The sequence below is a fragment of the Streptomyces sp. NBC_00096 genome (genome assembly GCF_045041305.1).
Lineage (GTDB): Bacteria > Actinomycetota > Actinomycetes > Streptomycetales > Streptomycetaceae > Streptomyces.
Genome location: NZ_CP108221.1, coordinates 6,296,971 through 6,321,646, shown reverse-complemented (window position 1 = coordinate 6,321,646; position 24,676 = coordinate 6,296,971). Strand labels below are relative to the sequence as shown.

Annotated in this window: 23 protein-coding genes; 14 read left to right on the top strand and 9 right to left on the bottom strand. The window is 72.8% G+C overall.

Annotation, left to right across the window (positions count from 1 at the left end; translation table 11 throughout):
- The first annotated feature begins 143 nt into the window (after window positions 1–143).
- Entirely contained in the window at window positions 144–1,058 is a 915-nt protein-coding gene (locus OG904_RS28075; protein ID WP_405495623.1) for a sirohydrochlorin chelatase, read from the top strand.
- Window positions 1,059–1,139: 81 nt separating this feature from the next.
- On the opposite strand, the gene OG904_RS28070 is transcribed toward OG904_RS28075, so the two are convergent.
- The 3 genes from OG904_RS28070 to OG904_RS28060 all read right to left on the bottom strand — a co-directional run bounded on the left by OG904_RS28070 (window position 1,140) and on the right by OG904_RS28060 (window position 3,972).
- Window positions 1,140–2,228 (bottom strand): lactonase family protein, encoded by a 1,089-nt coding sequence (locus tag OG904_RS28070; protein WP_405495621.1) that lies wholly within the window; start codon window positions 2,226–2,228, stop codon window positions 1,140–1,142.
- A 55-nt stretch (window positions 2,229–2,283) separates the two neighbouring features.
- The gene (locus tag OG904_RS28065; protein ID WP_405495619.1) at window positions 2,284–3,432 is read right to left on the bottom strand and encodes a nitric oxide synthase oxygenase; all 1,149 of its coding nucleotides are present in this window, start codon (window positions 3,430–3,432) and stop codon (window positions 2,284–2,286) included.
- 225 nt (window positions 3,433–3,657) lie between these two features.
- Window positions 3,658–3,972, bottom strand: coding sequence for a hypothetical protein (locus OG904_RS28060; RefSeq protein ID WP_405495617.1), 315 nt, complete (start codon window positions 3,970–3,972; stop codon window positions 3,658–3,660).
- A gap of 136 nt (window positions 3,973–4,108) precedes the next feature.
- Here OG904_RS28060 and OG904_RS28055 point away from each other — a divergent pair, with 136 nt between their 5' ends.
- Window positions 4,109–5,101 carry a LuxR C-terminal-related transcriptional regulator gene (locus OG904_RS28055; RefSeq protein WP_405495615.1) on the top strand — a complete coding sequence of 331 codons (993 nt, stop codon included), beginning with the start codon at window positions 4,109–4,111 and terminating at the stop codon, window positions 5,099–5,101.
- Here the strand turns inward: OG904_RS28055 and OG904_RS28050 are convergent.
- From OG904_RS28050 to OG904_RS28035, 4 genes are all read right to left on the bottom strand, one after another.
- Window positions 5,098–6,627: an FUSC family protein gene (locus OG904_RS28050; protein ID WP_405498317.1), complete on the bottom strand. Its 1,530-nt coding sequence runs from the start codon at window positions 6,625–6,627 to the stop codon at window positions 5,098–5,100. The two genes, OG904_RS28055 and OG904_RS28050, sit on opposite strands and share 4 nt — an antisense overlap.
- A 263-nt stretch (window positions 6,628–6,890) precedes the next feature.
- Window positions 6,891–7,310, bottom strand: coding sequence for a universal stress protein (locus OG904_RS28045; protein ID WP_405495613.1), 420 nt, complete (start codon window positions 7,308–7,310; stop codon window positions 6,891–6,893).
- An 11-nt stretch (window positions 7,311–7,321) separates the two neighbouring features.
- Complete coding sequence (locus OG904_RS28040) at window positions 7,322–8,893, bottom strand: APC family permease (protein WP_405495611.1); 1,572 nt, start codon at window positions 8,891–8,893, stop codon at window positions 7,322–7,324.
- Window positions 8,894–9,021: 128 nt separating this feature from the next.
- Window positions 9,022–9,615 (bottom strand): histidine phosphatase family protein, encoded by a 594-nt coding sequence (locus OG904_RS28035; RefSeq protein ID WP_405495609.1) that lies wholly within the window; start codon window positions 9,613–9,615, stop codon window positions 9,022–9,024.
- Between the two features lie 24 nt (window positions 9,616–9,639).
- Here OG904_RS28035 and OG904_RS28030 point away from each other — a divergent pair, with 24 nt between their 5' ends.
- From OG904_RS28030 to OG904_RS27985, 10 genes are all read left to right on the top strand, one after another.
- Window positions 9,640–10,404, top strand: coding sequence for a YoaK family protein (locus tag OG904_RS28030; protein WP_405495607.1), 765 nt, complete (start codon window positions 9,640–9,642; stop codon window positions 10,402–10,404).
- 123 nt (window positions 10,405–10,527) lie between these two features.
- Window positions 10,528–11,007 carry an Lrp/AsnC family transcriptional regulator gene (locus OG904_RS28025; protein WP_328297184.1) on the top strand — a complete coding sequence of 160 codons (480 nt, stop codon included), beginning with the start codon at window positions 10,528–10,530 and terminating at the stop codon, window positions 11,005–11,007.
- Between the two features lie 52 nt (window positions 11,008–11,059).
- The gene (locus tag OG904_RS28020) at window positions 11,060–11,737 is read left to right on the top strand and encodes an HAD family hydrolase (protein ID WP_405495604.1); all 678 of its coding nucleotides are present in this window, start codon (window positions 11,060–11,062) and stop codon (window positions 11,735–11,737) included.
- An 81-nt stretch (window positions 11,738–11,818) separates the two neighbouring features.
- Window positions 11,819–12,643, top strand: a complete 825-nt coding sequence (locus OG904_RS28015) for a cytochrome P450 (RefSeq protein ID WP_405495602.1) — start codon at window positions 11,819–11,821, stop codon at window positions 12,641–12,643.
- A gap of 161 nt (window positions 12,644–12,804) precedes the next feature.
- Window positions 12,805–12,906, top strand: coding sequence for a putative leader peptide (locus OG904_RS28010; protein ID WP_405495600.1), 102 nt, complete (start codon window positions 12,805–12,807; stop codon window positions 12,904–12,906).
- Window positions 12,907–13,093: 187 nt separating this feature from the next.
- Window positions 13,094–13,999 (top strand): ABC transporter permease, encoded by a 906-nt coding sequence (locus tag OG904_RS28005; RefSeq protein ID WP_405495598.1) that lies wholly within the window; start codon window positions 13,094–13,096, stop codon window positions 13,997–13,999.
- Window positions 13,972–14,694, top strand: coding sequence for an ABC transporter ATP-binding protein (locus tag OG904_RS28000; RefSeq protein ID WP_405495596.1), 723 nt, complete (start codon window positions 13,972–13,974; stop codon window positions 14,692–14,694). The genes OG904_RS28005 and OG904_RS28000 overlap by 28 nt, the downstream gene beginning before the upstream one ends.
- Before the next feature lie 72 nt (window positions 14,695–14,766).
- A complete protein-coding gene (locus OG904_RS27995) occupies window positions 14,767–15,807 on the top strand; it encodes an ABC transporter substrate-binding protein (protein WP_405495594.1) in 1,041 nt (346 codons plus the stop codon).
- On the top strand, window positions 15,807–16,901 hold the full coding sequence (locus OG904_RS27990; RefSeq protein ID WP_405495592.1) for an LLM class flavin-dependent oxidoreductase: 1,095 nt from the start codon (window positions 15,807–15,809) through the stop codon (window positions 16,899–16,901). The genes OG904_RS27995 and OG904_RS27990 overlap by 1 nt, the downstream gene beginning before the upstream one ends.
- Window positions 16,902–17,022: 121 nt before the next feature.
- Window positions 17,023–18,105 carry an FAD-dependent oxidoreductase gene (locus OG904_RS27985; protein ID WP_405498315.1) on the top strand — a complete coding sequence of 361 codons (1,083 nt, stop codon included), beginning with the start codon at window positions 17,023–17,025 and terminating at the stop codon, window positions 18,103–18,105.
- Window positions 18,106–18,142: 37 nt separating this feature from the next.
- Here OG904_RS27985 and mltG read toward each other — a convergent pair whose 3' ends face one another.
- Window positions 18,143–18,982 (bottom strand): endolytic transglycosylase MltG, encoded by an 840-nt coding sequence (gene mltG, locus OG904_RS27980; RefSeq protein WP_405495590.1) that lies wholly within the window; start codon window positions 18,980–18,982, stop codon window positions 18,143–18,145.
- A gap of 63 nt (window positions 18,983–19,045) precedes the next feature.
- Window positions 19,046–20,998 carry an ABC transporter ATP-binding protein gene (locus tag OG904_RS27975; protein ID WP_405495588.1) on the bottom strand — a complete coding sequence of 651 codons (1,953 nt, stop codon included), beginning with the start codon at window positions 20,996–20,998 and terminating at the stop codon, window positions 19,046–19,048.
- Window positions 20,999–21,105: 107 nt separating this feature from the next.
- On the opposite strand from OG904_RS27975, the gene OG904_RS27970 reads away from it, so the two are divergent.
- Entirely contained in the window at window positions 21,106–21,576 is a 471-nt protein-coding gene (locus tag OG904_RS27970; RefSeq protein WP_405495586.1) for a MarR family winged helix-turn-helix transcriptional regulator, read from the top strand.
- Window positions 21,577–21,675: 99 nt separating this feature from the next.
- Window positions 21,676–24,612 carry an FAD-binding and (Fe-S)-binding domain-containing protein gene (locus OG904_RS27965; RefSeq protein ID WP_405495584.1) on the top strand — a complete coding sequence of 979 codons (2,937 nt, stop codon included), beginning with the start codon at window positions 21,676–21,678 and terminating at the stop codon, window positions 24,610–24,612.
- The last annotated feature ends 64 nt before the right edge of the window (window positions 24,613–24,676 follow it).

Below are 24,676 nucleotides of genomic sequence, written 5' to 3'. Positions count from 1 at the left end.
GCCTGACGGGTGACCGTGCAGGTCACCTGCGTGACCGAACGGTTGAAGCGTATACGACATTCCTCGGATAAATACGGACAGATGCCGCCGGAGATGGCCCTGCCCGAACAGCGAGTTCCGATAAACCAGTAGCATGCGGCGCCATGAGCTCCCCCACTGGGCCCGCAAATGGCCTGCCCGTACGAATGCCGCGACCCCGCCAGACCGGGCGGCACCGCCGACCCGAGCCCGCGGTGGCGCCCGAGGGCGCGCCCGCGCTGGTGCTCGCCGTGCCCGGTGCCCCCTCGGCCGCCTCGCGGGGGCTCGCGGAAGAGATCATCAGCATCGGCCGCTCCGAGCTACCGGGCCTCGACGCCCGCGTCGGCTTCCTCGACGGTGACGACGCCTCCGAGTTCCCGTCCCTGTCGGGCGTACTGGACTCCGTCGCGCGGGACCGTGCCGCGCGCGCGGAGTTCGCCCGCGAAGCGGGGCAGGAGGTGCCCGCGCCGACCGGCCCGGATGCCGTGGTCGTGCCCCTGCTGGCCGGTCCCGACGGGGATCTGCTGCGCCGCGTGCGCCAGGCCCTGATGGACTCCTCGGCCGCCGCCGAACTGGCCGACCCGCTCGGCCCGCACCCGCTGCTCGCCGAGGGGCTGCACGTGCGGCTCTCCGAGGCCGGCCTCGCCCGCGCCGACCGGGCCAGGCTCTTCAGCGTGACCACGGCCGCCGACGGCATCGTCCTGGTCACCACCGGTGGCGAGGAAGCCGTCAAGGCGGCCGGCATCACCGGCATGCTGCTGGCCGCCCGGCTCGCGGTGCCCGTGATGGCCGCCGCGCTGGACGAGGAGGGCGCGGTGGCCGCCACGGCCGACCAGCTGCGCCGCGAGGGTTCGGCCCAGCTCGCGCTGGCCCCGTACCTGATCGGCCCGGAGGCCGCCGAGGGGCTCCTGGACACCGCCTGCAAGGAGGCCGGCTGCAGCGCCGCCGACGTGCTCGGCGCATACCCCGCGCTCGGCAAGCTGGCCGTCGCGCAGTACTCCGCCGCCCTCGGCATCACCCTGGGCGCCGCCGCCCACTGACCCGACTGCCCATGCGGTACGCGAGAGGGCCCGCGCCCCGGGATTCCGGAGCGCGGGCCCTCTCGCGCACGCGCCGCGGCGTCAGCCGAAGACCACGCAGGTGGCGGCGGGCACGGCCACCGAGCCGGCCCGGCGCGGCTGCCCGGTCAGCTGGTCCACGTCGAACCAGGTGACGTCCCCGGAGCGCTCGTTGGCCGCGTACAGCCGGCGTCCGGACGGGTCGACGGCGAGGTCCCGGGGCCAGCTGCCTCCGCACGGCACGGCGCCCGTGAGCTGCGGCTTCTCGGCGCCCCCGGCGAGGGAGAAGGTGGCGAGGGCGTCGGCGCCGCGGACGGCCGCCCACACGAAACGGCCGTCGGGCGAGGTCACCACCGCCGAGGGGTAGGCCGCTCCGGCCCCTGGAGCGCCCGTGGAGGCGACCGGAACCTCGGCGACCGGTTGGAGCTCCCCCGACCCCGCGTTCCAGCGGCAGACGGTCAGCTGCGGCTCCAGTTCGTGCAGTACGTAGACCACCTCCCCGGACGGGTGGAAGGCGAGGTGGCGGGGGCCGGTCCCGGCGCGCAGCACGGTCTCGGCGTGCACCCGCGGGGTCCCGGTGGCCGGGTCGAGCGCGCAGACCCGTACCGAGTCGGTCCCGAGGTCGACGCTGAGCACCCAGCGGCCGCTGGGATCCGGCAGCACCTGGTGGGCGTGCGGGGTCCGCTGCCTGCCCGCGTCGGGGCCGGAGCCGTGGTGGGCGAGTACGGCGGCGGGCCCCCCGATCGCGCCGTCGGCGGCGAGCGGGAGGCTGCTGACGCTGCCGGAGGTGTAGTTGGCGGTCAGCAGCCGGCGTCCGGCCACGCTGAGGTGGGTGGGGCCGGAGCCGCCGACGCGGACGGCGGTGCCGAGGGGGGTCAGCCCCCCGGAGGTGGGCCGGAAGGCTCCCACCTCACCGCGCTCGGTCTCGCTCACCGCGTAGAGCACGCCGGTGGCGCGGTGGTGCGCGAGGTACGAGGGGTCCGCGACGGCGTCCGTGACCGAGAGCACGGTCAGTGCTCCCGTGGCCGGATCCACGGCCGCGGTGGTGACACCGCGGCCGCCCCCCGAGGTGAACGAGCCGATCCAGGCCCGGTGTCCGCCGCCGTGGGCCGTACGGTCCCCACCGCCCACACCGCTGTCCGCGTCGCTCACAGGATGCCCCTCTCAACTGTTCCGGATCCGTTGGGCAGCGACGGTAACAGAAGGTCTAGACCAGATCCCGCCCTTGGGCCCGTTCCAGCGCGCCGGGGTGATGGACGTAGGCCGTCGAACTGGGCCGGTCCTCGTACGTGCGGTGGAAGACCGGCGTCGCCGAACCGGAGATCGGCGGCACGATCCAGGACCAGTCCGCGCCCACGTCGCGGCCCTTGCGCTCCTCCTTCTGCACGTGGGTCAGGAACCGCCGGGACTCGGTGTGGTGGTCGGCGATGGTGACCTTGGCCCGGTCGAAGGAGTGCAGCACCGCCCGGTTGAGCTCGACGAGCGCTCGGTCCTTCCAGAGCGAGCGGTCGCTGCCGGTGTCGAGGCCCATGCGGCGGGCCACCGCCGGCAGGAGGTTGTAGCGGTCGGTGTCGGCGAGGTTGCGGGCGCCGATCTCGGTGCCCATGTACCAGCCGTTGAAGGGCGCCGCCGGGTAGTGGATGCCGCCGATCTCCAGGCACATGTTGGAGATCGCGGGTACGGCGTGCCAGCGCAGGCCCCAGTCCGACCAGCCGTCGCCGCCCAGCGCGCCGTCGGGGTGCTCGATGGGCACCTCCAGCACGGCGTCCGGAGGGACGTCGAACCAGCGGGGTTTGTCGTCGACACCCTGCACGACCAGCGGGAGCAGGTCGAAGGGGGTGCCGGGGCCCCGGGACCAGCCGAGGGCGAGCAGCGCGCTCGTGAGCTCCGCGTTGCGGGCGTCGCCGACGGTTATGGAGTGGTGGTCGCCGTAGCCGGCGTACCGGACGAGCTGCTCGTTCCAGATCACCGGGCCGGGACGGTCCGGGGCGTCGGGGGCGAAGACGGTGATGGTGGGCCGGATCCGGCCGCCGTTGGTCGCCTCGCGGAGGTGCTCGAAGCACTCGGAGGCGATCGCGCCGGCCTCGGTGAGCCCGCGGCGGTCGCGGACGCGCAGCGAGTTCCAGTACAGCCTGCCTATGCAGCGGTTGCTGTTGCGCCAGGCCACGCGCGCGCCGTGTTCGAGTTCCTCGGGAGTGTGCCGGTACGTGTCCGTAGCGGCGAGCTCGGCCCGTACGGCGGCGAGCCGCTCGCGCGGATCACCCGCACCCGGGTTCTCCCTGTGGAACAGTCGGATGAACTCCTCGGCCGCTTCCCACACCTGAGCGGTGGTGGAGCGCTGTTGAAGTATTTCCATTCCGGGCCGTTACCCCCTGTCCGACCAGATCCACCCTGCCTGACATGAACTGGCCATGCCGGATGAATGTGCAGTAAACAATCACCCGTTGTACATGCCGCAGGTCAGCGGGGTACGGAAGGCGCGCCCGGAACACTCCTCCGTGTGATCTTCATCGATCGGCCCTGCGGACGGGACGTGGGGGACGTACCATCCGCGGCAACTCCACTTACGGCGTGGGGGTCTTCAGAACTTCGCGGCCTTCCCACCGTCCCGGGTGAGGCGCAGGCCGTCGTGGGTGAGGCGCACCGCGGCGGTCGCGGCGACGACCGCGGAGCGGGCCGAGCCCAGGGCCTCCCGGGCCGCCTCCAGGTCGTCCGCCCGGGCCAGCAGGGCGGCGGCGTCCGTGGCGCAGTCAATCAAGTGCAGGGCCACCCGGGACAGTTGATCGTCGCTGCCGTACGCGTCGTCGATGGCCTTGCGCGCCAGCGCCAGCAGGTCCAGCGCCCCGGACGGCCCCGTCGGCGGAATCCTGATGCCGGAATGAATGTTTCGCTTCACCGTCGTCACTCCCGCCACCGATCATGTGGGCCAGTTCGCGATCACCGGGCGAGAAAGATCCTGCCGCTCCACTCCCCTGCGGCCAACGGACCGGGGCATCCTGATCTTGCATTTCCGGAACAGGAAGAGGGCGCAGATGAACACCAACACCACGCATTGCGACATTGACGCCTGCACGTCGATCTGCGGCGACTGCGCGGCCGGATACCGGCGGGCTTTACGGGAGGGGGGTTTATCGGGGAACGTTCCGGACTGCCTGGTCTCCTTCGGTCTGCTGCGCCGACTGGAAGGCACCCGCGACCACCTCCCCGTGCCCCCCTCGGTCGCCGCCGTCATCCTCGCGAAGCCGGTCGAGCGGGCCATCGCGGACCAGCGGGCGGAGCTCGACGCGCTGCTCGCCGCCCTCTCCCCGATGGAGGCCGTCTACCGGCACGAGCACCAGCGGCACGAGGCCCTGCTGCGGCCCCTGATCGGCAGCGAGGTGACGGGCGCCGCCGTCCAGGCGGCCCTGGCGACGTGCACCGGGGAACTGCTCACCACCCATCCCGAGGGCCGCTGCCCCACCGGGGTACGGGCCGACGTGCTCCCCCGCGAGCTCGTCCCGGCCGGCCGGGACGTGCGCCGGCGCACGGTCTACAGCCACACGGTCCGCTCGCACGGCCCGACGCTCGCCCACATGGAACGGGCCACCCGGGCCGGGGCCGAGGTCCGTACGGCGGGCGAGCGGTTCGAGCGGCTCATCGTGTGCGACCGGTCCGCCGCGTTCGTCCCGGCGGTCACCGGGAGCGGAAATCAGCCGTACGCCCTGGAAATTCGCGAACCCGGCCTGATCCACCACCTCACGAGGACGTTCGAGGCCGTGTGGGAACGGGCGACCCCCGTCGAGTTCGACGCGACCGGGCAACGCCCTCCCCAACTCACCGACGAAATCCAGAAGACGATTCTCGAACTCATGGTGCGGGGGCATACGGACGACGCGATTTCCAAGCGGCTCGGCCTGAGCACCCGCAGTATCGGCGCGCACATCAAACGCGCCTCGACGCGCTTCGGGAGCCGCAGCAGAGCCGAGCTCGGCTTCATCCTCGCGAAGGCCGGCGTCTTCGACACCGGCCCGGCCGGGACCGCCTAAGCACCCACCAGCGGGGAGCGCGAAGCGCGGCGCAGGGGGCCGTCGAGCTGGGCGAGGAGCCGCTCCAGACCGTGCAGGTGCGCCAGCGCGGGCCCGGCGGCGACCCGGCCGGGGGTGAGGGCCGCGGCCGGGCGGTCCACCGCGCGTTCCGCAGCGGCGTGCTCAGCCGCGCCCCGTTCCGCTTCGGGCGACAGCAGCGCCCCCACGGCCGCCTCGACCCGCCAGCAGGCCGCCGCGAGCCGGGCGTCGTGGCTCGCGTCCGGGTCCGCGGCCACCGAGACCAGGCCGCGCACCTCGACGGCGCACTCGTCGAGCAGCGCGAGCACACGCCGGGCCCGGGCCTTGCGGCCGCGGTAGGGGCTGAGCGGATGGACCAGCGGAGCCAGCGACAGCCGTACGCGTCCCAGGAACAGCTCCAGCTCCGCGGCGTGCGGCGCGGGATCGGCGACCGGCGAGCCGGCGAGGCGCGCCGCGGCCTCGGCCGTGCACGTACGCACGCACCGCAGCGCGCGCTGGATCCACATGTCGTTCGTCGCGTGGGTGGTGACCGGCAGCACCAGGATCACCGCCAGCCCCGCGCACAGCGCGCCGACGGCCGTCTGCTCCAGGCGCAGGACCAGGAGGCCCGGATGGAGCACGCCGAGCAGGCCGTAGAGCAGGCCGGCCATCACCGTCACCGCCAGCATCATCCAGCTGTAGGAGACGGGGGCCGTGTAGAAGATCCCGAAGACGCAGAGCGCCACGAGTACGGCCGTGGGCGCGGGCGCCCCGTGCAGCGGGATGGCGATCAGCAGGCCCGCGCCGATCCCGATCACCGTGCCGAGCACCCGGCGGAAGCCGCGGACCAGCGTCTCGCCGCGCGATGCGGTGTTGACGAAGATCCACCAGGCGGTGCCGACCGCCCAGTACCAGCGGTCCTCGGACAGCGTCTGGCCGATGCCCAGTGCGAACGCGCAGGCGGCGGTGGCCTGGAAGGCCTGCCGGGTGGTCGGCCGCGCCAGCCCGGTACCGGGCGGTGCCGGCGGTACGGCGGCGGGCGGGACCCTCCGCTCGATCGGCCACAGCACGAACCGGACCGCACCGGCCGACAGGAGCGCCAGTCCGACGGCCGCGAACAGCTCGGGCAGCTGCCCGGGCCGGGCGTGCAGGAACTGGGTGATGAAGAAGTTCATGAACGCGAAGATGCCGAGGGCGTGCCCGCGCACCCCCCACCGCCGGGCGTAGGCACCGGCGAACACGACGGCGACGAAGGCCGCGTCGCGGATCAGCGGCAGGTCGTGCAGGGCGGTGGCCAGGGCCAGTACGGGGAAACCGGCGGCCGGCAGCAGGACGGTGGTCACCCGCTGGGCGCGCACGGTGGCGTCGGTGACGGTGAAGAGGGCCAGCAGTGCCGCCAGCCCGCCGGTGATCGACGCCACGAGCGAGAGCCCGCAGAGCTCGGCCACGGCCACGGCGAGCGCGACGCCGAGGACGGCCCGCGACGAGTTCCTGAGTCTTGCCCGCCCCGGATCCGGAGCCACGAACATCCTCTTCACGGCGGTGTGCCGCCCCCCTTGCGATGGAACACGCCGGGCCGTCTTCCGCCCGGGGGTGGTGGGCGGCAAGCAGGCACGGCGAAGGCGCCACGGTCCGGACCGGCCTCGTTGCCGTCCGGCGCTGCGTGGCGCCGTAGATACATGGATAGGACACAGATAAACATCCGGAGGCCTGCTGGCTCAACTCACCGGCACCGAGATGAGCCATTGGTACCGCAGAATGGCCTGATCTTCGGCCACTCGGGACCAACGGATCAGGGGGCGGCGGTCGGCACGCACAGGACCGGGACCGGGGAGAGGTGCAGGAGTTTGTGCGGGGTGGATCCGAGCAGGGCGCCCCGGATCGGGCTGTCGCCCCAGCTCCCCACGATGATCACCCGCGCCCCGTGGCGTTCGGCGGCGTCGAGCAGTGCCTGGGCCGGCTTCTCGTCGACCACCTCGACGGTGGACGGCACCCCCGCCTCGTCGGCGGCTTCCACCGCCCGGGCGAGCGCGCTGCGGCCCACCTCCCGGACGGCCTCGCGGTGCGCGCGGTACTCCTCCCCGGCCGAGCCCGGGGCGGCCGCCCCGTAGACGAGCACGAGCGGCTCGCCGAAGGCGGTGGCCACTTCCAGGGCCACGTGCAGGGCGCGCTCGGCGCCGGGCGACTCGTCGTACCCGAGGACGACGGACATCGGGGCTCCTCTCAGGAAGACTTCTTGAGTCCGTGGACGAGGTCCGGGTCGGCGACGCCCCGCTTCTCCTGCCAGAAGCGGCCGTCGCGGATCCGCCAGAAGCACATGACGAGCACGCCGACGACGGCGATCCCGATCCCGATGACCAGCGGCGGTCCGAGCCCGAACCAGGAGGCGCCGCTCGCCGAGTTCTGCGGGTTGGACATGTTGCCGACCGACTTCACGAGCAGCCAGGCCAGCAGTCCGGCGCCGACCACGGGGCCGAGGCCGATCAGCAGGAAGTTTCGGACGCTCTCCAGCAGGTGGCGGCGGTAGTAGACGGCGCAGGCCAGACCCGTGAGCGCGTAGTAGAAGGCGATCAGCAGGGAGAGCGCGGTGAGGGAGTCCAGGAGCGCGTTCTCGCTGATCTGGTTGACGGCGAGGTACCAGACGATAGCGATGCCGGCCACCCACCAGGTGCTCACGTCGGGGGTGCGGAACCGGGGGTGGATGTGGGAGAGGTGCGGCGGCAGGGCGTGCCTGCGGGCCATGGACAGGGCCGTGCGGGAGGCGGGGATGATCGTGGTCTGGGTGGAGGCGAGCGCGGAGGTGCAGACGGCGAGCAGGACCATCCAGTCCCAGCCGCCCATGACCTCGTGCGCGAGGACGGCGAAGACGGCCTCCTCCTCGCCCGCGTTCTCGGCGAGGAACTTCGTCCCGGCGTAGCCGACGACCGCGAAGCCGACGGACAGGTACGTCACCAGCAGCACCACGGTGGACCAGATGCCGGCCTTGCCCGGCGCGGTGGCCGAGTCCTCGACCTCCTCGGTGAGGTTGACCGCCGATTCCCAGCCCCAGTAGATGAAGACGCCGAGCAGCAGTCCGCCGGTGAGGGCGGCTCCGCCGGCGCCGAACGGATTGAGCCACTCCACCGCGGGCCTGGTGCCGTCGAGGCTGCTGGTGCCCGCGTAGACGCGGTAGAGCGCGACCACGGCGAACACCAGCAGGAAGAAGACCTGGGCGAGGATCAGGACGTCCTGGAGCCGGGCCGACATCTCGGTGCCGATGACGCAGACCGCGGTCATCGCGAGGATCACCACGACGGTCAGGCTCTGGCGGAGCACTTCGTTCGCCGCCAGGCCGTCGAGTCCGGCGGCGAGCAGCCCGAAGTGCACGGCCACGTCGGCCAGCGAGCCGATGACGAGGACGCCGGTCATCGCGATGGCCCAGCCGCCGAGCCAGCCGGCCCAGGGGCCCATCGCGCGCGTCACCCACGAGAAGGTGGTCCCGCAGTCCTGGTCGACTTTGTTGAGGTAGTAGAAGGCGGCGGCGATCAGCAGCATCGGCACGAAGGAGGCCAGCATGACGCCGGGTGCGTAGATGCCGGCGAGGGCGACGATCGGCCCGATGACCGCGGCCAGGGAGTAGGCGGGCGAGGTCGAGTTCAGACCGATGACCAGCGCGTCCAGGAAACCGATCGCGTTGGCCTTGAGCCCGGGGTCAGCGTCCGGGTCAGCGCCCGCGCCCGGGTCCGCGCCCGCTCCCGGTCGCCGATCCGGTTCCCGGGGATCGAGGGGGCCGCCGTCCGAGCCATGGTGGGCCATGTACGCATCGTCACGCAGACCGCCGCGGCGCGCGAGGCGGGAGCTTCCGGGGCGGCGGCGCAGGAACGGCTGCTCGGGGGCGGCGGCTCGGGGTGGCCGCTCAGGGGCGGCTATTCAGGAGCGGCGGCTCAGGGCCGGGTGTTCCAGCCCGCGACGACCGGCAGGCCGTGCTCCGTGGAGAGCCGGCTGAAGGTGCCCGTGCGGAGCAGGAAGAGGCGTCCGGCCTCGGGAGGCAGACCGAGGTAGCGGGCGGTCAGTACCCGCAGCAGGTGCGCGTGGGCCACCAGGACCACGTTGCCCCGGTCCTCGCGCAGCACCTCGGCCACCCGGGCCAGTACCCGGTCCGCGCGGGCGCCGACCTGGGCGGCGTCCTCACCGGGGTGCTCCTCGTCGCCGGGCGGTACTCCGTCGGTCCACAGGGACCAGTCGGGGCGCTCGCGCTGGATCTCGGCGGTGGTGATCCCCTCGTAGCCGCCGTAGTCCCACTCGTACAGGTCGGGGTCGGTGACGCCACCGCTCAGCCCGGCGAGCCGGGCGGTGGCGGCGGCCCGGCGCAGCGGGCTGGTCAGGACCAGGGCCGGATGGCGGTCCTGGAAGTACGGGGCGAGCGAGATGGCCTCCTCGACGCCGCGCGGGTTCAGCGGGACGTCGGTGCGTCCGGTGTGCCGTCCGGTCGCGCTCCAGGCCGTCTCGCCGTGCCTCACCAGCAGCAGGTCGCTCACCCTCCGGACCTTAGCCGCTGCGGCATGTCGGCGCCGGGCGAGCGGGCCGGACCTGTCACTCTCGGTGCCCATGAGCCCGGGTGCCCGTACGACGCCGCTGACCCTCCTGCTGCTGGTGCTGACCGCGGTGACCGGGCTGACCGAGGCGGTCACCTGCTGGCGCTCGGGCCCGTGTTCACGGCGATGCAGACGGGCAACGTGCTGTTCCTGGCCTTCGGGGTGGCCCACGCGGGTCCGGTGCCCGCGCTGGCGCCCGCCGTGTCGCTGGCCGCGTTCGCCCTCGGAGCCGTGTGCGGGGCCCGGCTGGAGGCCTTCGCGGAGGACCGGGGGCGGCGCTGGTTCGTGACGGGGCTGGCGGCCGAGGCGGTGCTGATCCTTTCGGCCGCGGCCGCCGGCTGGGGGGTGGCGCCCCGCTACGGGGCTCCCGGGGGCCGGCAGCTGCTGGTGTCGGCGGTCCTGTCGCTGGCGATGGGGATGCGGAACGTGACGAGCCTGCGGGTGAACCTGCCCGGGGTGCCGACCACCCTGGTCACCCGATCGCTGACCTCCTTCCTCGGCGGCTCGGCCATCGGACAGGACCGGGCCATCGGGTACGGGACGGCGGCCTGGGTGCGGCGGGCGTGGTCGGTCGGCGCTATGTTCGCGGGCGGACTGGCCGGTGCGCTCCTCGTACGGACCGGCTGGTCGGTGGGGTGGCTGCTGCTGCCGGCCGCCGTGGCGGTACTGGCGGTGGCGCTGGTGTACCTGACCCAGCCCCGGATGCATCCCGGAGGGGTGGCATCGACCTAGGCCTGGGATGCGGACCGGGGCGGGGATGCCGACCGGGCCTGGAATGCCGACCGGGCCTGGAATGCGGACCGGGGCGGGAATACGGACCGGGGTGGGGATGCGGACGGTTGGTAGGGTCGCGGCATGGCGGTGGACGAACTCGACACACGGATCCTGCGCCTGCTGATCGAGCAGCCGCGCACCAGCGTCCGGGAGTACGCCCGGATCCTCGGCGTCGCGCGCGGCACCCTCCAGGCCCGGCTCGACCGGCTGGAGCGCACCGGGGTGATCACCGGGACCGGGCCCGTGCTCTCCCCCGCAGCCCTGGGGCATCCGGTCCTGGCCTTCGTGCACATCGAGGTCACCCAGGGGCACCTGGACGAGGTGGGCGACGCGCTGGCCTCCGTACCCGAGATCATCGAGGCCTTCTCCATCACCGGCGGCGGGGACCTGCTGACGCGGGTGGCCGCCCGGGACAACGCTCACCTGGAGGACGTCATCCAGCGGCTGATCCGGCTGCCCGGCGTGGTCCGCACCCGGACCGAGGTGGCCCTGCGCGAGCGCGTCCCGCACCGGCTGCTGCCGCTGGTGGAGTCCGTGGGACGGGCAGCTCGCAAATCCTGACAAGATGGTCCGGACAGGTACAGGACCGGCACCGGCAGGACGGGCACAACGGATGATCTCCGTCATATTCGATCTCGACGGCACCCTCGTGGACAGCGAGCCGAACTACTACGAGTCCGGGCGGCGCACCCTCGAGCGCCACGGGGTCACCGACTTCACGTGGGAGGAGCACTCCCGGTACATCGGCATCGGCACCCTGGAGACCCTGGAGATCTTCCGGGAGCGGTACGGCATCGACGCCCCGGTGGAGCAGCTGCTCGCCGAGCAGAACGCGGACTACCTGGAGCTCGCCCGGACTCACACCGAGGCCTACCCCGAGATGCGCGGGTTCGTGGAGCGGTTGCACGCCGAGGGCGTCCCGATGGCGGTCGCCTCCGGCTCCTCGCGCGAGGCGATCGACGCGGTCCTGGTGGGCACCGGACTGGACGCCCTGCTGACGACGGTGGTCTCGGCCGAAGAGGTGGCGCAAGGCAAGCCCGCCCCGGACGTGTTCCTGGAGGCGGCGCGGCGCCTGGGCGCCGAGCCCGCCGACTGCGTGGTCGTCGAGGACGCGGCTCCGGGCGCCCGGGCCGCCCGTGCGGCGGGCATGCGGTGCGTGGCGGTCCCGTACGTCGCGGCCACCGCCGACGACCCGGCCTTCGCCTCGGCCGGGCTCCTCTTTCCTTCCGGGCAGGCGGAGTTCAGCGCGGAGACGACCTACACCTGGCTCACCGGGGCCCGGGCCGCCTGAGCCGGCGGGGCCGGGGGCCCCGGTGGCGCGGGCGCCCCGCGGCTCTGGCGCCCTGGAGGCGGCGCTGTCCCCTATCCCGGGGTGACCGCCACCCTGACGCCCCGGGGCACCGAGCGCGGACCGCGCCGGTGGCCCCTGCTGGGGAACCTCCCCGCCTTCGCCGGCGATCCGCCGGCCTTCTTCGAGTCGCTGCGCGACGGGTACGGCGACTGGGCGCCGTGGGCGCTCGGCCCGCAGCGCAACGTCCTGGTCTCACGGCCCGAGCACGCCGGCGAGCTGCTCGGCGCCGTCGAGTCCGCCTTCAGGCCGACCGAACTGGGCTGGGCCTTCCGCCAGTTGCCGGGCAACGGGGTGGTCGTGGCCACCGGCGAAGAGTGGCGGCGCAAGCGGGCACTGGTCCGGTCCTCGGTCCGCCCGCGCCAAGTGCGCGCGTACGCGGCCACGATGGTGGAGTGCGCCGACGCGCTGGTCTCCGGCTGGAGCGACGGCGCTCGGATCGACGTGCACCGGAAGATGGCCGGTCTCACCCAACGGATCGCAGTCCGCGCCCTGTTCGGGAATGACGCCGCCGGCCGGGAGGCACCGATCAGCGCCGCCATGGCCACCGCGCAGCGGGAGTTGAGCGCCGAGTTCCGCGGGCTGACGCTGTTCCTGCCGCCGTGGGTGCGGACTCCGGGCCGGCGGCGGATGCGGGCGGCGGCGGACGTCCTCGACCGCGAGATCGAGCACGTCATACGGGAGCACGAGGCGGCCTCCGCGGCCGGCGAGGACCGGGACGACCTGCCGAGCCGGCTGCTCGCCGCCCGCGACGAGGACGGCGGGCCCCTGTCCCGCACGGAGCTGCGGGACGAGTCGATCACCCTCTACATCGGCGGCCACGAGACCACCTCCACCACCCTGACCTGACCCTCCAGCCGCGGGGTCCGGTGGTGGCCACGCTGCGTGCGAACCGCGGTGTGTAGCGGATCGGGGGACGCTGCCCGCAGGCCGGCCGCCCGCGGGCCGCGTCCCGACGGGAGAGATCACAGTCCCATTCGGCGAGACGCCATTGACCGGGGAGCGGGCGAATGGCTAAGTTTCGCCGCATGTTGCGTTCAGCCATGCTCACCACGCGCGGTCACATCGACCTGCTGCGGGTGGCCTCCGCCGCGTGTTGCCGCGGTTGCTGACGCCCTTTTCCCTGCTGGGCCGCACCCTTTCCCGTCACGAGCGCCATGCGCTCTACTTCCGCAGGTCCTGACGCCCCGAGCTCCTGACTGAGCTTCTCGAACCCGGCTCCGCGCCGCCCTGGCGGCGCGGGCCGGGCAGGGGTGCGCGCCGCGACCGCCTCCTCCCCTCCCCTCCCGTGGAGCACCCATGAGCATCACCAGCCAGGCGCCGCCGGATATATCGGCTAAATCTCCATCTGTACCGTCTGCGGCCCCGGCACCCGCACCCTCCCCCGCAACCGCTCCCGCTCCCGCCCTCGTGCCCGTGGTGCCGGCCTCCGCCCGGCGCAGGTCCGTACCCCGCTGGGTACGGCGGACCACCGGGCCGCTGCTGCTGCTCGCACTGTGGCAACTGGCCAGCACCTTCGGCCTGTTGCCCGCCGACGTACTCGCGCCGCCCTCGACCATCGCGAGCGCCGGGGCAGATCTGATCGGTGACGGGACGCTGCCCAACGCGATGGGGGTGTCGCTGCAGCGCGTGGCGGTCGGTCTCGTGCTCGGCGGTACGGCGGGAACGGTGCTGGCGCTGCTGTCCGGGCTCTCCCGGCTGGGCGAGGACCTGATCGACGCCAGTGTGCAGATGCTGCGCACGGTGCCGTGGGTGGGCCTCATCCCGCTGTTCATCATCTGGATGGGCATCGGGGAGGCACCGAAGGTGGCGCTCATCGCGCTCGGCACGGCCTTCCACCTCTACCTGAACGTGTACGCCGGCATCCGCGGGGTGGACGAGCAGCTCATCGAGGCGGGCGGGGCGCTGGGGCTCGGCCGGTGGGGCCTGGTGCGGCACGTGGTGCTGCCCGGCGCGCTGCCCGGGTTCATGACCGGGCTGCGCTACTCCCTCGCCACCGCCTGGCTGGCCCTTGTGTTCGGGGAGTCCATCAACGCCGATGCCGGGATCGGGTTCCTGATGAACCAGGCGCGCGAGTTCTTCCGCACCGACGTGATCGTCGTCTGCCTCGTCGTCTACGCCTTCCTCGGCCTCTCCGCCGATCTCCTCGTCCGCGCTCTCGAAAGGCTGCTGCTGCAATGGCGACCGACCTTCACCGGCCAGTGATCGCGGACTCCGCCGTCCGGGTCGCGGGGCTGACCCGGGCCTTCGACGGGCGGGCCGTCATCGACGGGCTCGATCTGACCCTGCGGGCAGGCCAGTTCACCGCACTCCTCGGGCGCAGCGGCTGCGGCAAGTCCACGCTGCTGCGGGTGCTGGCCGGCCTGGACCGGGAGATCGAGGGCGAGGTGCTGGTTCCCGAGCGCCGTGCCGTCGCCTTCCAGGCGCCCCGGCTGATGCCGTGGAAGCGGGTCTGGCGCAACGTGCTGCTCGGGCTGCCCGGCCGTCCCGAACGCGAGCGCGCCGAGCGGGCGCTGGCCGAGGTCGGGCTGGAGCACCGTACCGACGCCTGGCCGAAGACCCTGTCCGGCGGCGAGGCGCAGCGGGCCTCGCTGGCCCGCGCCCTGGTGCGCGAGCCCGATCTGCTGCTGCTCGACGAGCCGTTCGGCGCGCTGGACGCGCTGACCCGGATCAAGGCCCAGCAGCTGGTGGCCGAGTTGTGGCAGCGGCGCGGCTGCGCGGTGCTGCTGGTGACCCACGACGTCGACGAGGCGCTGCTGCTGGCCGACCGCGTGCTCGTGATGGACGAGGGTCGCATCGCCCATGACACCGAGGTGGCACTCGAGCGGCCCCGCTCGGTCGGCGACCCCGGCTTCGCGGAGTTGCGCGCCCGGCTGCTGGGCGAGCTCGGCGTCAACTGAGCCGCGACCGGCCCCCCTTCCCCTCCGCATCCCCTGACCTGGTTCCCGTACGAGAGATCGAAGAGAAGCGACATGAGACGTCACACCCTGCCCCTGCTCGCCACGCTGATTCCGCTGTCGCTGGTCCTGACCGCCTGCGGCGGCAACTCGGCCGCCGACACCGGGTCCGGAACCAAGGACGGCGCCAAGGGCGCCGCCCGGATCACGCTCAACGTGGGTGACCAGAAGGGCGGTTCCGAGTCGCTGCTGCGGGCCGCCGGCGAGCTGGACAAGCTCGACTACGAGATCAAGTGGTCCACCTTCACCTCCGGGCCGCCGCTGCTGGAGGCCGTCAACGCCAAGGCCGTCGACATCGGTGGCGTCGGCAACACCCCACCCGTCTTCGCCGCCGCGGCCAAGTCGAAGATCACGGTGGTGGGTGCCACGCACGGCTCCTCCGCGGGCGAGGCGATCCTCGTACCCAAGGACTCCGCCCTCCAGACCCCCGCCGAGCTGCGCGGGAAGAAGATCGCGGTGGCGCAGGGCAGTTCGGCCCACTTCCAGCTGATCGCCAGCCTCCGGCAGGCCGGCCTGAGCCCGTCGGACGTGCAGATCACCCTGCTCCAGCCGGCCGACGCGCTGGCCGCCTTCAACAGCGGCAAGGTCGACGCCTGGGCGGTCTGGGACCCCTACACCTCCCAGGTGCTGCGCTCGGGAGCCCGTGTCCTGACCACGGGCGAGGGGATCGTCAACGGGCTCGCCTTCCAGGTGGCGGCTCCCGGAGCGCTGGCCGACGAGGCCAAGGGCAAGGCCATCGGGGACTACCTCCAGCGCCTCCAGCGCGCCCAGGACTGGGTGTTCAAGCACCCGGAGGAGTGGGCCAAGGCCTGGTCGAAGGAGACCGGGCTGCCGTACGAGGTGGCCTTCGACGCGGTCAAGCGGAGCACCGGCACCCGGGTGCCGGTCGCCGTGGACGACGCCGCCGTGGCCTCGGAGCAGAAGATCGCCGACACCTTCACCGAGCTGAAGCTGATCCCCGGCAAGGTGGTCTTCAAGGACTTCGTGGACACCCGCTTCAACCGGGACCTGCCGCCCTCCACCACTCCCGCCCGGACGTACGGGAAGGACTCCTGATGACGGTACGACTGCACTGGTTCCTGCCGACCGGCGGTGACGGCCGCACCCTGGTCGACCGGCACGCCTACGCCGCCAACCACTCGGCGGCCGGGGTGCGCGAGCCCGACATCGAGTACCTCGCGCAGATCGCGAAGGCCGCCGAGCGGCTCGGCTTCGAGGCGGTGCTGACGCCGACGGGGACCTGGTGCGAAGACGCCTGGCTGACGACGGTGGCGCTCGCCCAGCACACCGAACGGCTGAAGTTCCTGGTGGCCTTCCGGCCCGGGGTGATCTCGCCGACGCTGGCCGCGCAGATGGCGGCGACGTACCAGCGGATCACGCGCGGGCGGCTGCTGCTCAACGTGGTGACGGGCGGCGACTCGGCCGAGCAGCGGCGCTTCGGGGACCACCTCGACCACGACCGCCGCTACGAGCGCACCGCGGAGTTCCTGTCGGTCGTACGGGGCGTCTGGGGCGGGCAGCCCTTCGACTTCCGCGGCGAGCACTACCGGATCGACGGCGGGCTGACCGCGGTGCCGCCGGACCCGCTGCCGGAGATCTTCTTCGGCGGGTCCTCGGCCGCGGCGGGTCCGGTGGCCGCGGAGCACGCGGACGTCTACCTGACCTGGGGCGAACGGCCGCAGGAAGTGAAGGAGAAGATCGACTGGATCCGTTCGCTGGCCGAGGAGCGGGGCCGGACGGTGAAGTTCGGCATCCGGCTGCACACCATCTCCCGGGATTCGGCGAAGGAGGCCTGGGGCGCGGCGGACCGGCTGCTCGGGGACCTGGACGACTCCTCCATCGCCACGGCGCAGTCGCTGCTGCGGGCGAGCGAGTCGGTCGGCCAGCAGCGGATGCTGGCCCTGCACGGCGGCTCGCGGGACAAGCTGGAGATCTCCCCGAACCTGTGGGCCGGCGTCGGCCTGGTGCGCGGTGGCGCCGGCACGGCCCTGGTCGGCAGCCACGGGGACGTGGCGGACCGGATCGAGGAGTACCACGCGCTGGGGATCGAGCACTTCGTCCTGTCCGGCTACCCGCACCTGGAGGAGGCCTACTGGTTCGGCGAGGGGGTGACTCCGGAACTGGCGGCGCGCGGCCTGCTCGCGCGCTGACCCCCGGGCCGGAGCGTGCCGCGGGAAGATCTCACCACCCGACCCGGTTGGTAGAACCGTGAACGAATTTGCGGAGCGGGGCACGGCGGACGTGAACGTGGACGCGGGCATGGACCTGGACATGGACGCGGACAAGAACGTCGACGTGGTGGTCGTGGGCGCCGGGCAGGCGGGCCTGTCCAGCGCCTACCACCTGGCGCGGGCGGGCATCGGCCACGTGGTCCTGGACCACGCGCCGCGCCCGGGCGGTGCCTGGCAGTTCCGCTGGCCCTCGCTGACCTACGGCAAGGTGCACGGCATGCACGCGCTGCCCGGGATGGAGCTGACGGGGGCCGATCCGCTGCGGCCGTCCTCCGAGGTGATCGCGGAGTACTTCGCAGCGTACGAGGAGCGCTTCGACCTGCGCGTCCACCGGCCCGTGGACGTGCGGGCCGTACGCGACGGGGCGGACGGGCGGCTGCTGGTGGAGTCCGGGTCCGGTACCTGGTCGGCGCGGGCGCTGATCAACGCCACCGGGACCTGGGACCGGCCGTTCTGGCCGCGCTACCCGGGACAGGAGCTCTTCCGCGGGCGCCAGCTGCACACGGCGAACTACCCGGGGCCCGGCGAGTTCGCCGGAGCCCGGGTCGTCGTGGTGGGCGGCGGCACCTCGGCGGTGCAGCACCTGCTGGAGATCGCCGAGGTGGCGGCGGAGACCACCTGGGTCACCCGGCGGCCCCCGGTGTTCCGCGACGGGAGCTTCGGCGAGGCCGAGGGCCGCGCGGCGGTGGCCCTGGTGGAGGACCGCGTACGGCAGGGGCTGCCCCCGCAGAGCGTGGTCAGCGTCACCGGCCTGCCCCTGAACGAGGCGGTCCGCGGCGGACTGGCGTCGGGGGTGCTGGACCGCCGACCCGCCTTCGACCACCTCACGACGACCGGGGTCGCCTGGGCCGACGGGACCCGCGTGGACGCGGACGTGATCCTCTGGGCCACCGGCTTCCGCGCGGCCATCGACCACCTGGCCCCGCTGCGGCTGCGTGAGTCCGGCGGCGGCATCCGCCTCGACGGCACCCGCGCGGTCCGCGACGAGCGGATCCACCTGGTCGGCTACGGTCCTTCGGCGTCGACCATCGGCGCCAACCGCGCCGGCGGCGCCGCGGTCCGCGAGATTCACCGGCTGCTCTCCCGGAACCAGGCCCTCCGCACTCCGGCCGAGGTCCGCTGAAGGCGCCCGCCCCCGGCCCCGTGCCGGGCTCGGGGCTTCAGGTCGTGCGGGAGGCGGCCCTGAGGCGGTTGAACTCGGCCACGTGGCGCTTGTGTTCCTCGTAGGTCGCCGAGAAGCGGGTGTCGCCCTGCTTCACGGTGACGAAGAAGAGCCAGTCCCCGGGTGTCGGAGCGACCGCGGCCGCCATGGCCCGCAGGCCGGGGCTGTCGATCGGCGTGGGCGGCAGGCCCTGGCGTTCGTACGTGTTGAAAGGGCTGTCGATCTTCGTCTCGCTCAGCTTGGTGTCCACCGTGGAGCGGTTCAGCGCGTAGTTGATGGTGGAGTCCATCTGGAGCGGCATCGATTTGGCCAGCCGGTTGTGCACCACCCGGGCGACCTTGCCCATGTCCACGGGGGATTCGGCCTCCGCCTCGATGATGCTGGCGAGGGTGGCCGTCTGGTACGGGGTCATCCCGTGGGCCTTGCCGCCGTCCGCGACGGCCTTGGTGGCCAGCTTCTTGCCGGCCGTCTCGACCATGTACGTGAGCAGCGAGGCCGCGGTGGACTCGGAGGTCACCGGATACGTGGCCGGGAAGAGGTACCCCTCGGGATTGCCCTTGGCCTCGGCCGGCAGGGGCAGCGCGGCCTTCGCGGCCGCCGCCTTGGCGGAGCCTGCCGGGAGCTTCAGCTCGCGGTCGATGGCGGCGTAGACCTGCGGGGCCCGCCAGCCCTCGGGGATCAGCAACTGGCGCGGCTTCTCGGGTGCCTTCTCCGCGGGAAGCAAGGGGATCAGGACTGCTGCTCCGAGCCCCAGGAAGGTACCGAGGAAGAGCGCCAGCCTGCCCCGGCGGGTGAGCCGGGAACGGCGCGGTGACGGCGGCCGGTTCTCATGACGCATGCGGGCACGCTAACCCGCGAACCGTCAGATATCCGGCATCCAACCCGTGCGCCGGTCATACGATCACACGTTTACCGGGATCGGCTCGGTGCCGCGCAGGGTGTCCGGCTTGAAGGCTCCGGGTTTCAGGAAGTCGGCTTTGAGCGTTCCGCGCGTGGACGACCCCGCCAGGAGCGTCTCGGTCGGGGGCACCTCCGGCTTGAGCGCGGTTTCCCGGTCCCGCCGGACCAGGGCCGCGTACCGGCCGTCGGCCTTGAGCAGTTCCTCGTGGGTCCCGCGCTCCGCGATGCGGCCGCCGTCGAGCACCACGATCTGGTCGGCGTCGCGGACGGTGGAGAGGCGGTGGGCGATGGTGATCGTGGTGCGGCCCTGGGAGAGATTGTCGATGGCGCGCTGCACGGCGTGCTCGGTGCGGGTGTCCAGCGCGCTGGTGGCCTCGTCCAGGATCAGCACCGGCGGGTCGCGCAGGATGGTGCGGGCGATGGCCAGGCGCTGCTTCTCGCCGCCGGAGAACCGGTAGCCGCGCTCGCCGACCAGGGTGTCGTACCCGTCGGGCAGGGACTCGATGTGCGCGTGGATCTGGGCCGCCCGGGCCGCCTCGACTATCTCCTCGTCGGTGGCGTCCGGCTTGGCGAAGCGCAGGTTGTCGGCGACGGAGGCGTGGAAGAGGTAGGTCTCCTGGGAGACCACGCCGATGGAGCGGGCCAGCGAGTCGAAGTCGAGGTCGCGCACGTCCACCCCGTCGAGGACGACCCGGCCGCCGGTGACGTCGTAGAGCCGGGGCACGAGGTAGCTGAGCGTGCTCTTGCCGGATCCGGTCGGGCCGACCACAGCGAGGGAGCCGCCGGCCGGGACGGTGATGTCGATGCCCGTCAGGGTGGGGCCGCTCTTGGCGTCGTACGCGAAGTGGACGTCCTCCAGCCGGACCTCGCCCTTGGCGCGGTCGAGGCGGACGGGGTCCTGGCGCTCGGTGATGTCCACCGGCAGGTCGAGGTACTCGAAGATGCGGGCGAACAGCGCGAGGGAGGTCTGGATCTGGACGCCGGTCGACAGCAGGCTCACGGCGGGCCGGAACAGGCCCTGCTGGAGCGAGACGAAGGCGACGAGGGTGCCGACCGAGAGCGAGGGCGCACCGGTCTGCAGGGCTATGCCGGCCGCCCAGTAGATGAGGGCGGGCATGGCGGCCATGACGATGCCGATGGTCGACATCCGCCAGCGCCCGGCCATGCTGGAGCGCACTTCGAGGTCGACGAGCTGCTCGGACTCCTCGGCGAAGGACTTGGTGAGCGAGTCGGCGCGGCCCATCGTGCGGCCGAGCAGGATGCCGCTGACCGAGAGGGATTCGGTGACCGTCGCGGCCATCGTGGCCATCTGCCTCTGGCGCTGCGCGGTGATCTTCTTGCGCTCGTTGCCGACGCGGCGGCTGATCCACACGAAGACGGGCAGCAGGAGCAGCGAGACGATCGTGAGCCGCCAGTCCAGCGCCAGCATCGCGACCACGGAGGCGATGACGGCCGTCGCGTTCGAGACCAGGGAGGTCGCCGTGGAGGTGACCGTCGCCTGCATGCCGCCGATGTCATTGGCTATGCGGGACTGCACCTCGCCGGTGCGCGTGCGGGTGAAGAAGGCCAGCGGCATCCGTTGGAGCTGGGCGTAGACGGCCGTGCGCAGATCGTGCATGACGCGCTGGCCGACCGTGGTGGATATCAGGGTCTGAAGCACGCCGAAGACGCTGGTGACCACAGCGGTCGCGATCATGCCGAGGGCGAGCAGGCTGAGCAGCCCGGTGCGGCCCTGCGGGATCGCGACGTCGAGGATCTCCTTGAGCAGGAATGGCGAGGCGACGCCGACCAGCGAGGAGGCGGCGACGAGCACGCCGACGACCGCGAGGCGGGCACGGTAGGGGCGGAAGAGACCGACGATGCGGCGCAGCTCGCGCGGTCGCTCGGCCGGCGAGGGGCCGCTGGGGTCCAGGGATTCCTTCGAGGGTGTCCACTCGGGTTCTTTGGGGCGCATGGGCCTCCTTCATGACAGCTGACGAGACTCGAATGAGCATAGCTCATTGTTACCTATACTCACAATGAATCTGGTCCTGATATCGTTCCCATTATGAGGACCGCAGCATGAGCACCGCTTCCGAGACGGACAGCCCCGACACCACCGACAGCGTGCTCGCCGAGCAGCTGCTCCGGCTGACCCGGCGGCTCCACCGCATCCAGAAACGCCATCTGGAGCCGCTCGGCATCACCCCGGCGCAGTCCCGGCTGCTGCGCACGGTCGCCCACCTCTCCACCGTGCAGCCGCCCCGGATGGCGGACCTCGCCACCCGTCTGGAAGTGGTGCCCCGCGCCGTGACCACGCTGGTCGACGGCCTGGAGAGCGCGGACTGCGTCCGCCGCGTGCCCGACCCGGCGAACCGGCGCGTCATAAGGATCGAGCTCACCGACACCGGCCGCGCCACGCTGCGCCGCCTGCGCAACGCGCGAACCGGCGCCGCAGAGGAGATCCTGGCTCCGTTGACCGCCGAACAGCGCGACGTGCTCGGCGGTCTGCTGAACGCCCTGGCGGACGCCCCGCCGGAGCACGGCTGCTGACCGGGCGGCGGACCGGCCGCGAGAAGGCCGGAACGGAGGGGACCGGGACTGCGCCGAACGAGTGAGACCCACCGGACCGCGCGAGTTGAGGGGCTGCAGATGCCGCTGCTGGAACCGAAGCCGGGGGCCCTGCGCCCGCACACCGTCGGCGGCCCCGCCCCCGACCGGGTGCCCGACCGGCAGTCGGCCGGCACTCCCGGGACGCTGCGCCGCGAGCTGACCGATCTGCTGGGCGCCGAGAAGGTGCTGGGAGACATCTCCGACCTGGTCCGCTACGCCTCGGACGCCTCCCCGTACCGGTTCCTGCCGCAGGTCGTCGTGGTCGCCGAGGACATCGACGACGTCTCCGCCGTCCTGTCCTACGCCCACGGCAAGCAGCGCGAGGTCGTCTTCCGGGCCGCCGGGACCTCGCTCAACGGACAGGCCCAGGGCGAGGACATCCTCGTCGACGTCCGCCGCCACTGGGCGGGCGTGGAGGTGCTGGACGGGGGACGCCGCGCCCGGATCCAGCCCGGCACCACCGTCCTGCGCGCCAACGCCGCGCTCGCCCGCCACGGCCGCGTGCTCGGCCCCGACCCGGCCAGCGCCATCGCCTGCACCCTCGGCGGAGTCGTCGCCAACAACGCCTCCGGCATGACGGCGGGGACCACGAGGAACTCGTACCGCACCCTGGCCTCGCTCACCTTCGTGCTGCCGAGCGGCACGGTCGTGGACACCGGCGACCCGCTGGCCGACGAGGAGCTCGCGCACGCCGAGCCCGCCCTGTGCCACGGGCTGATGGAGATCAAGAAGGAGATCGAGGCCGATCCGGAGCTCGTGGCCCGCATCCGGGCCAAGTACGAGATCAAGAACACCACCGGCTACCGCCTCGACGCCTACCTCGACGGCTCCACGCCCGTGGAGGTCCTGCGCGGGCTGATGGTCGGCTCCGAGGGCACGCTCGGATTCATCTCCGAAGTCGTCTTCGACACCCTGCCGCTGGACCGCGAGCTCACCAGCGGCCTGCTCTTCTTCCCCTCGCTGCCCGCCGCGGCCGCCGCCGTACCGCTCTTCAACGAGGCGGGGGCGCTGGCCGTCGAGCTGATGGACGGCAACACCCTGCGCGCTTCGGTGAGCGTCGCGGGGGTGCCCGCCGACTGGGCCGACCTGCCCAGGGACACCACCGCGCTGCTGGTGGAGTTCCGGGCCCCCGACGAGGCCGGGCGCGCGGAGCACGAGCGGCGCGCCGCCGCGGTGGTGGCCGGGCTGGACCTGGTGGAGCCGGTGGCCTCGGTGACGAACGCCTTCACCCGTGACGCGAGGACCATCTCCGGCTACTGGAAGGCCCGCAAGGCCTTCGTCACCGCCGTCGGCGGCGCCCGCGCCCCCGGCACCACCCTGATCACCGAGGACTTCGCGGTCCCCCCGTCCCGGCTGGCCGAAGCCTGCGAGGCCCTCCTCGAACTCCAGGCGGAGCACGGCTTCGACGCCGCCGTCGCCGGCCACGCCGCCCACGGCAACCTGCACTTCCTGCTCGCCTTCGACGCCGCCCGACCCGCCGACGTCGAGCGGTACGGCGCCTTCATGGAGGCCTTCTGCCGACTCACCGTGGAGCGCTTCGACGGCTCCCTGAAGGCCGAGCACTCCACCGGCCGCAACATGGCCCCCTTCCTGGAGCTGGAGTGGGGACCCCGGGCCACGGAGATGATGTGGCGCACCAAGCGGGTCATCGACCCCGACCTGGTGCTCGCCCCGCGGATCCTCCTCGACCGCGACCCGAAGGCGCACCTGCGCGGTCTGAAGACGATCCCGCGGGTGGAGGCCGTCGCCGACCCCTGCATCGAGTGCGGGTTCTGCGAACCGACCTGCCCCAGCGAGGACCTGACCACGACGCCGCGCCAACGGATCGTGCTGCGCCGCGAGATGATGCGCCAGCAGCCCGGCTCCCCCGTCCTCGCCGGGCTCCTCGACGCCTACGGTTACGACGCCGTGGACACCTGTGCCGGCGACTCCACCTGCAAACTGGCCTGCCCCGTCGGGATCGACACCGGTGCGCTGATGAAGGACTTCCGCCACCGCCGGCACAGCCCGCGCGAGGAGCGCGCCGCGGCGCTCGCTGCCCGGCGGTTCGGCGTCGTCGAAGCGGGTGCCCGGCTGGCCGTGGCCGCCGCCGACAAGATCACCGATGCCGTCGGGGACGGGATCCTGGAGGCCCTGACGGGGGCCGCGCGCAGAGCCGTACGGCCCGACCTCGTCCCGGAGTGGCTGCCGCAGATCCCCGGCGCCGCGGCCCGCAAACTGCCCGCGACCCGGCGCGTGGGCGCCACGGCGGTGTACTACCCGGCCTGCGTCAACCGGATCTTCGGCGGCCCCGGCGGCCGCCCCGGGCCCTCCCTCCCGGAAGCGGTCGTGGCGGTGTCGGAGCGGGCCGGGAAGCCCGTGTGGATCCCGCGGGACGTGACGGGCACCTGCTGCGCGACGATCTGGCACTCCAAGGGGTACGACGCCGGCAACCGCGTGATGGCCAACCGGATCGTGGAGGCCGCCTGGGGCTGGACGGCCGGCGGGCGGCTGCCGCTCGTCGTCGACGCCTCCTCCTGCACCCTGGGCATCTCCCACGAGGTGGTCCCGTACCTGACGCAGGACAACCGGGCGCTCCACGCCGAGCTGCGGATCGTCGACTCCATCGTCTGGGCCGCCGAAGAGCTGCTGCCTCACCTGGAGATCCGGCGCACGGTCGGCTCGGCGGTGCTCCACCCCACCTGTTCGATGCGGCACCTGGACGACGAGGCGCAGCTGCGGGCGGTGGCCGAGGCCTGCGCCGATGAGGTGGTGGTCCCGTACGACGCGGGGTGCTGCGCCTTCGCGGGCGATCGCGGCATGCTGCACCCGGAGCTGACGGAGTCGGCGACGGCGCGCGAGGCGGCCGAGGTGACGGCGCGGGAGTTCGACGCGCACCTGTCGGCGAACCGGATGTGCGAGGTGGGCATGGACCGGGCCACCGGCCGCAGCTACTACTCGGCGCTGCTGGAACTGGAGCGCGCCACCCGCCCCTGAAGCCACGACCTGAAGCCACGACCCTGGCCGGAAAAGCTCTGGCCAACGGAAAATCGATTGCCCC

Bases quoted from the DNA above. Each gene is read 5' to 3' on its own strand.
- OG904_RS28075 (WP_405495623.1), top strand. From the start codon at position 144: ATGAGCTCCCCCACTGGGCCCGCAAATGGCCTGCCCGTACGAATGCCG.
- OG904_RS28065 (WP_405495619.1), bottom strand. From the start codon at position 3,432: ATGGAAATACTTCAACAGCGCTCCACCACCGCTCAGGTGTGGGAAGCG.
- OG904_RS28055 (WP_405495615.1), top strand. From the start codon at position 4,109: ATGAACACCAACACCACGCATTGCGACATTGACGCCTGCACGTCGATC.
- OG904_RS28050 (WP_405498317.1), bottom strand. From the start codon at position 6,627: ATGTTCGTGGCTCCGGATCCGGGGCGGGCAAGACTCAGGAACTCGTCG.
- OG904_RS28045 (WP_405495613.1), bottom strand. From the start codon at position 7,310: ATGTCCGTCGTCCTCGGGTACGACGAGTCGCCCGGCGCCGAGCGCGCC.
- OG904_RS28040 (WP_405495611.1), bottom strand. From the start codon at position 8,893: ATGGCCCACCATGGCTCGGACGGCGGCCCCCTCGATCCCCGGGAACCG.
- OG904_RS28030 (WP_405495607.1), top strand. From the start codon at position 9,640: ATGTCGGCGCCGGGCGAGCGGGCCGGACCTGTCACTCTCGGTGCCCAT.
- OG904_RS28025 (WP_328297184.1), top strand. From the start codon at position 10,528: ATGGCGGTGGACGAACTCGACACACGGATCCTGCGCCTGCTGATCGAG.
- OG904_RS28020 (WP_405495604.1), top strand. From the start codon at position 11,060: ATGATCTCCGTCATATTCGATCTCGACGGCACCCTCGTGGACAGCGAG.
- OG904_RS28010 (WP_405495600.1), top strand. From the start codon at position 12,805: ATGGCTAAGTTTCGCCGCATGTTGCGTTCAGCCATGCTCACCACGCGC.
- OG904_RS28005 (WP_405495598.1), top strand. From the start codon at position 13,094: ATGAGCATCACCAGCCAGGCGCCGCCGGATATATCGGCTAAATCTCCA.
- OG904_RS28000 (WP_405495596.1), top strand. From the start codon at position 13,972: ATGGCGACCGACCTTCACCGGCCAGTGATCGCGGACTCCGCCGTCCGG.
- OG904_RS27995 (WP_405495594.1), top strand. From the start codon at position 14,767: ATGAGACGTCACACCCTGCCCCTGCTCGCCACGCTGATTCCGCTGTCG.
- OG904_RS27990 (WP_405495592.1), top strand. From the start codon at position 15,807: ATGACGGTACGACTGCACTGGTTCCTGCCGACCGGCGGTGACGGCCGC.
- OG904_RS27985 (WP_405498315.1), top strand. From the start codon at position 17,023: ATGGACGCGGACAAGAACGTCGACGTGGTGGTCGTGGGCGCCGGGCAG.
- mltG (WP_405495590.1), bottom strand. From the start codon at position 18,982: ATGCGTCATGAGAACCGGCCGCCGTCACCGCGCCGTTCCCGGCTCACC.
- OG904_RS27975 (WP_405495588.1), bottom strand. From the start codon at position 20,998: ATGCGCCCCAAAGAACCCGAGTGGACACCCTCGAAGGAATCCCTGGAC.
- OG904_RS27970 (WP_405495586.1), top strand. From the start codon at position 21,106: ATGAGCACCGCTTCCGAGACGGACAGCCCCGACACCACCGACAGCGTG.
- OG904_RS27965 (WP_405495584.1), top strand. From the start codon at position 21,676: ATGCCGCTGCTGGAACCGAAGCCGGGGGCCCTGCGCCCGCACACCGTC.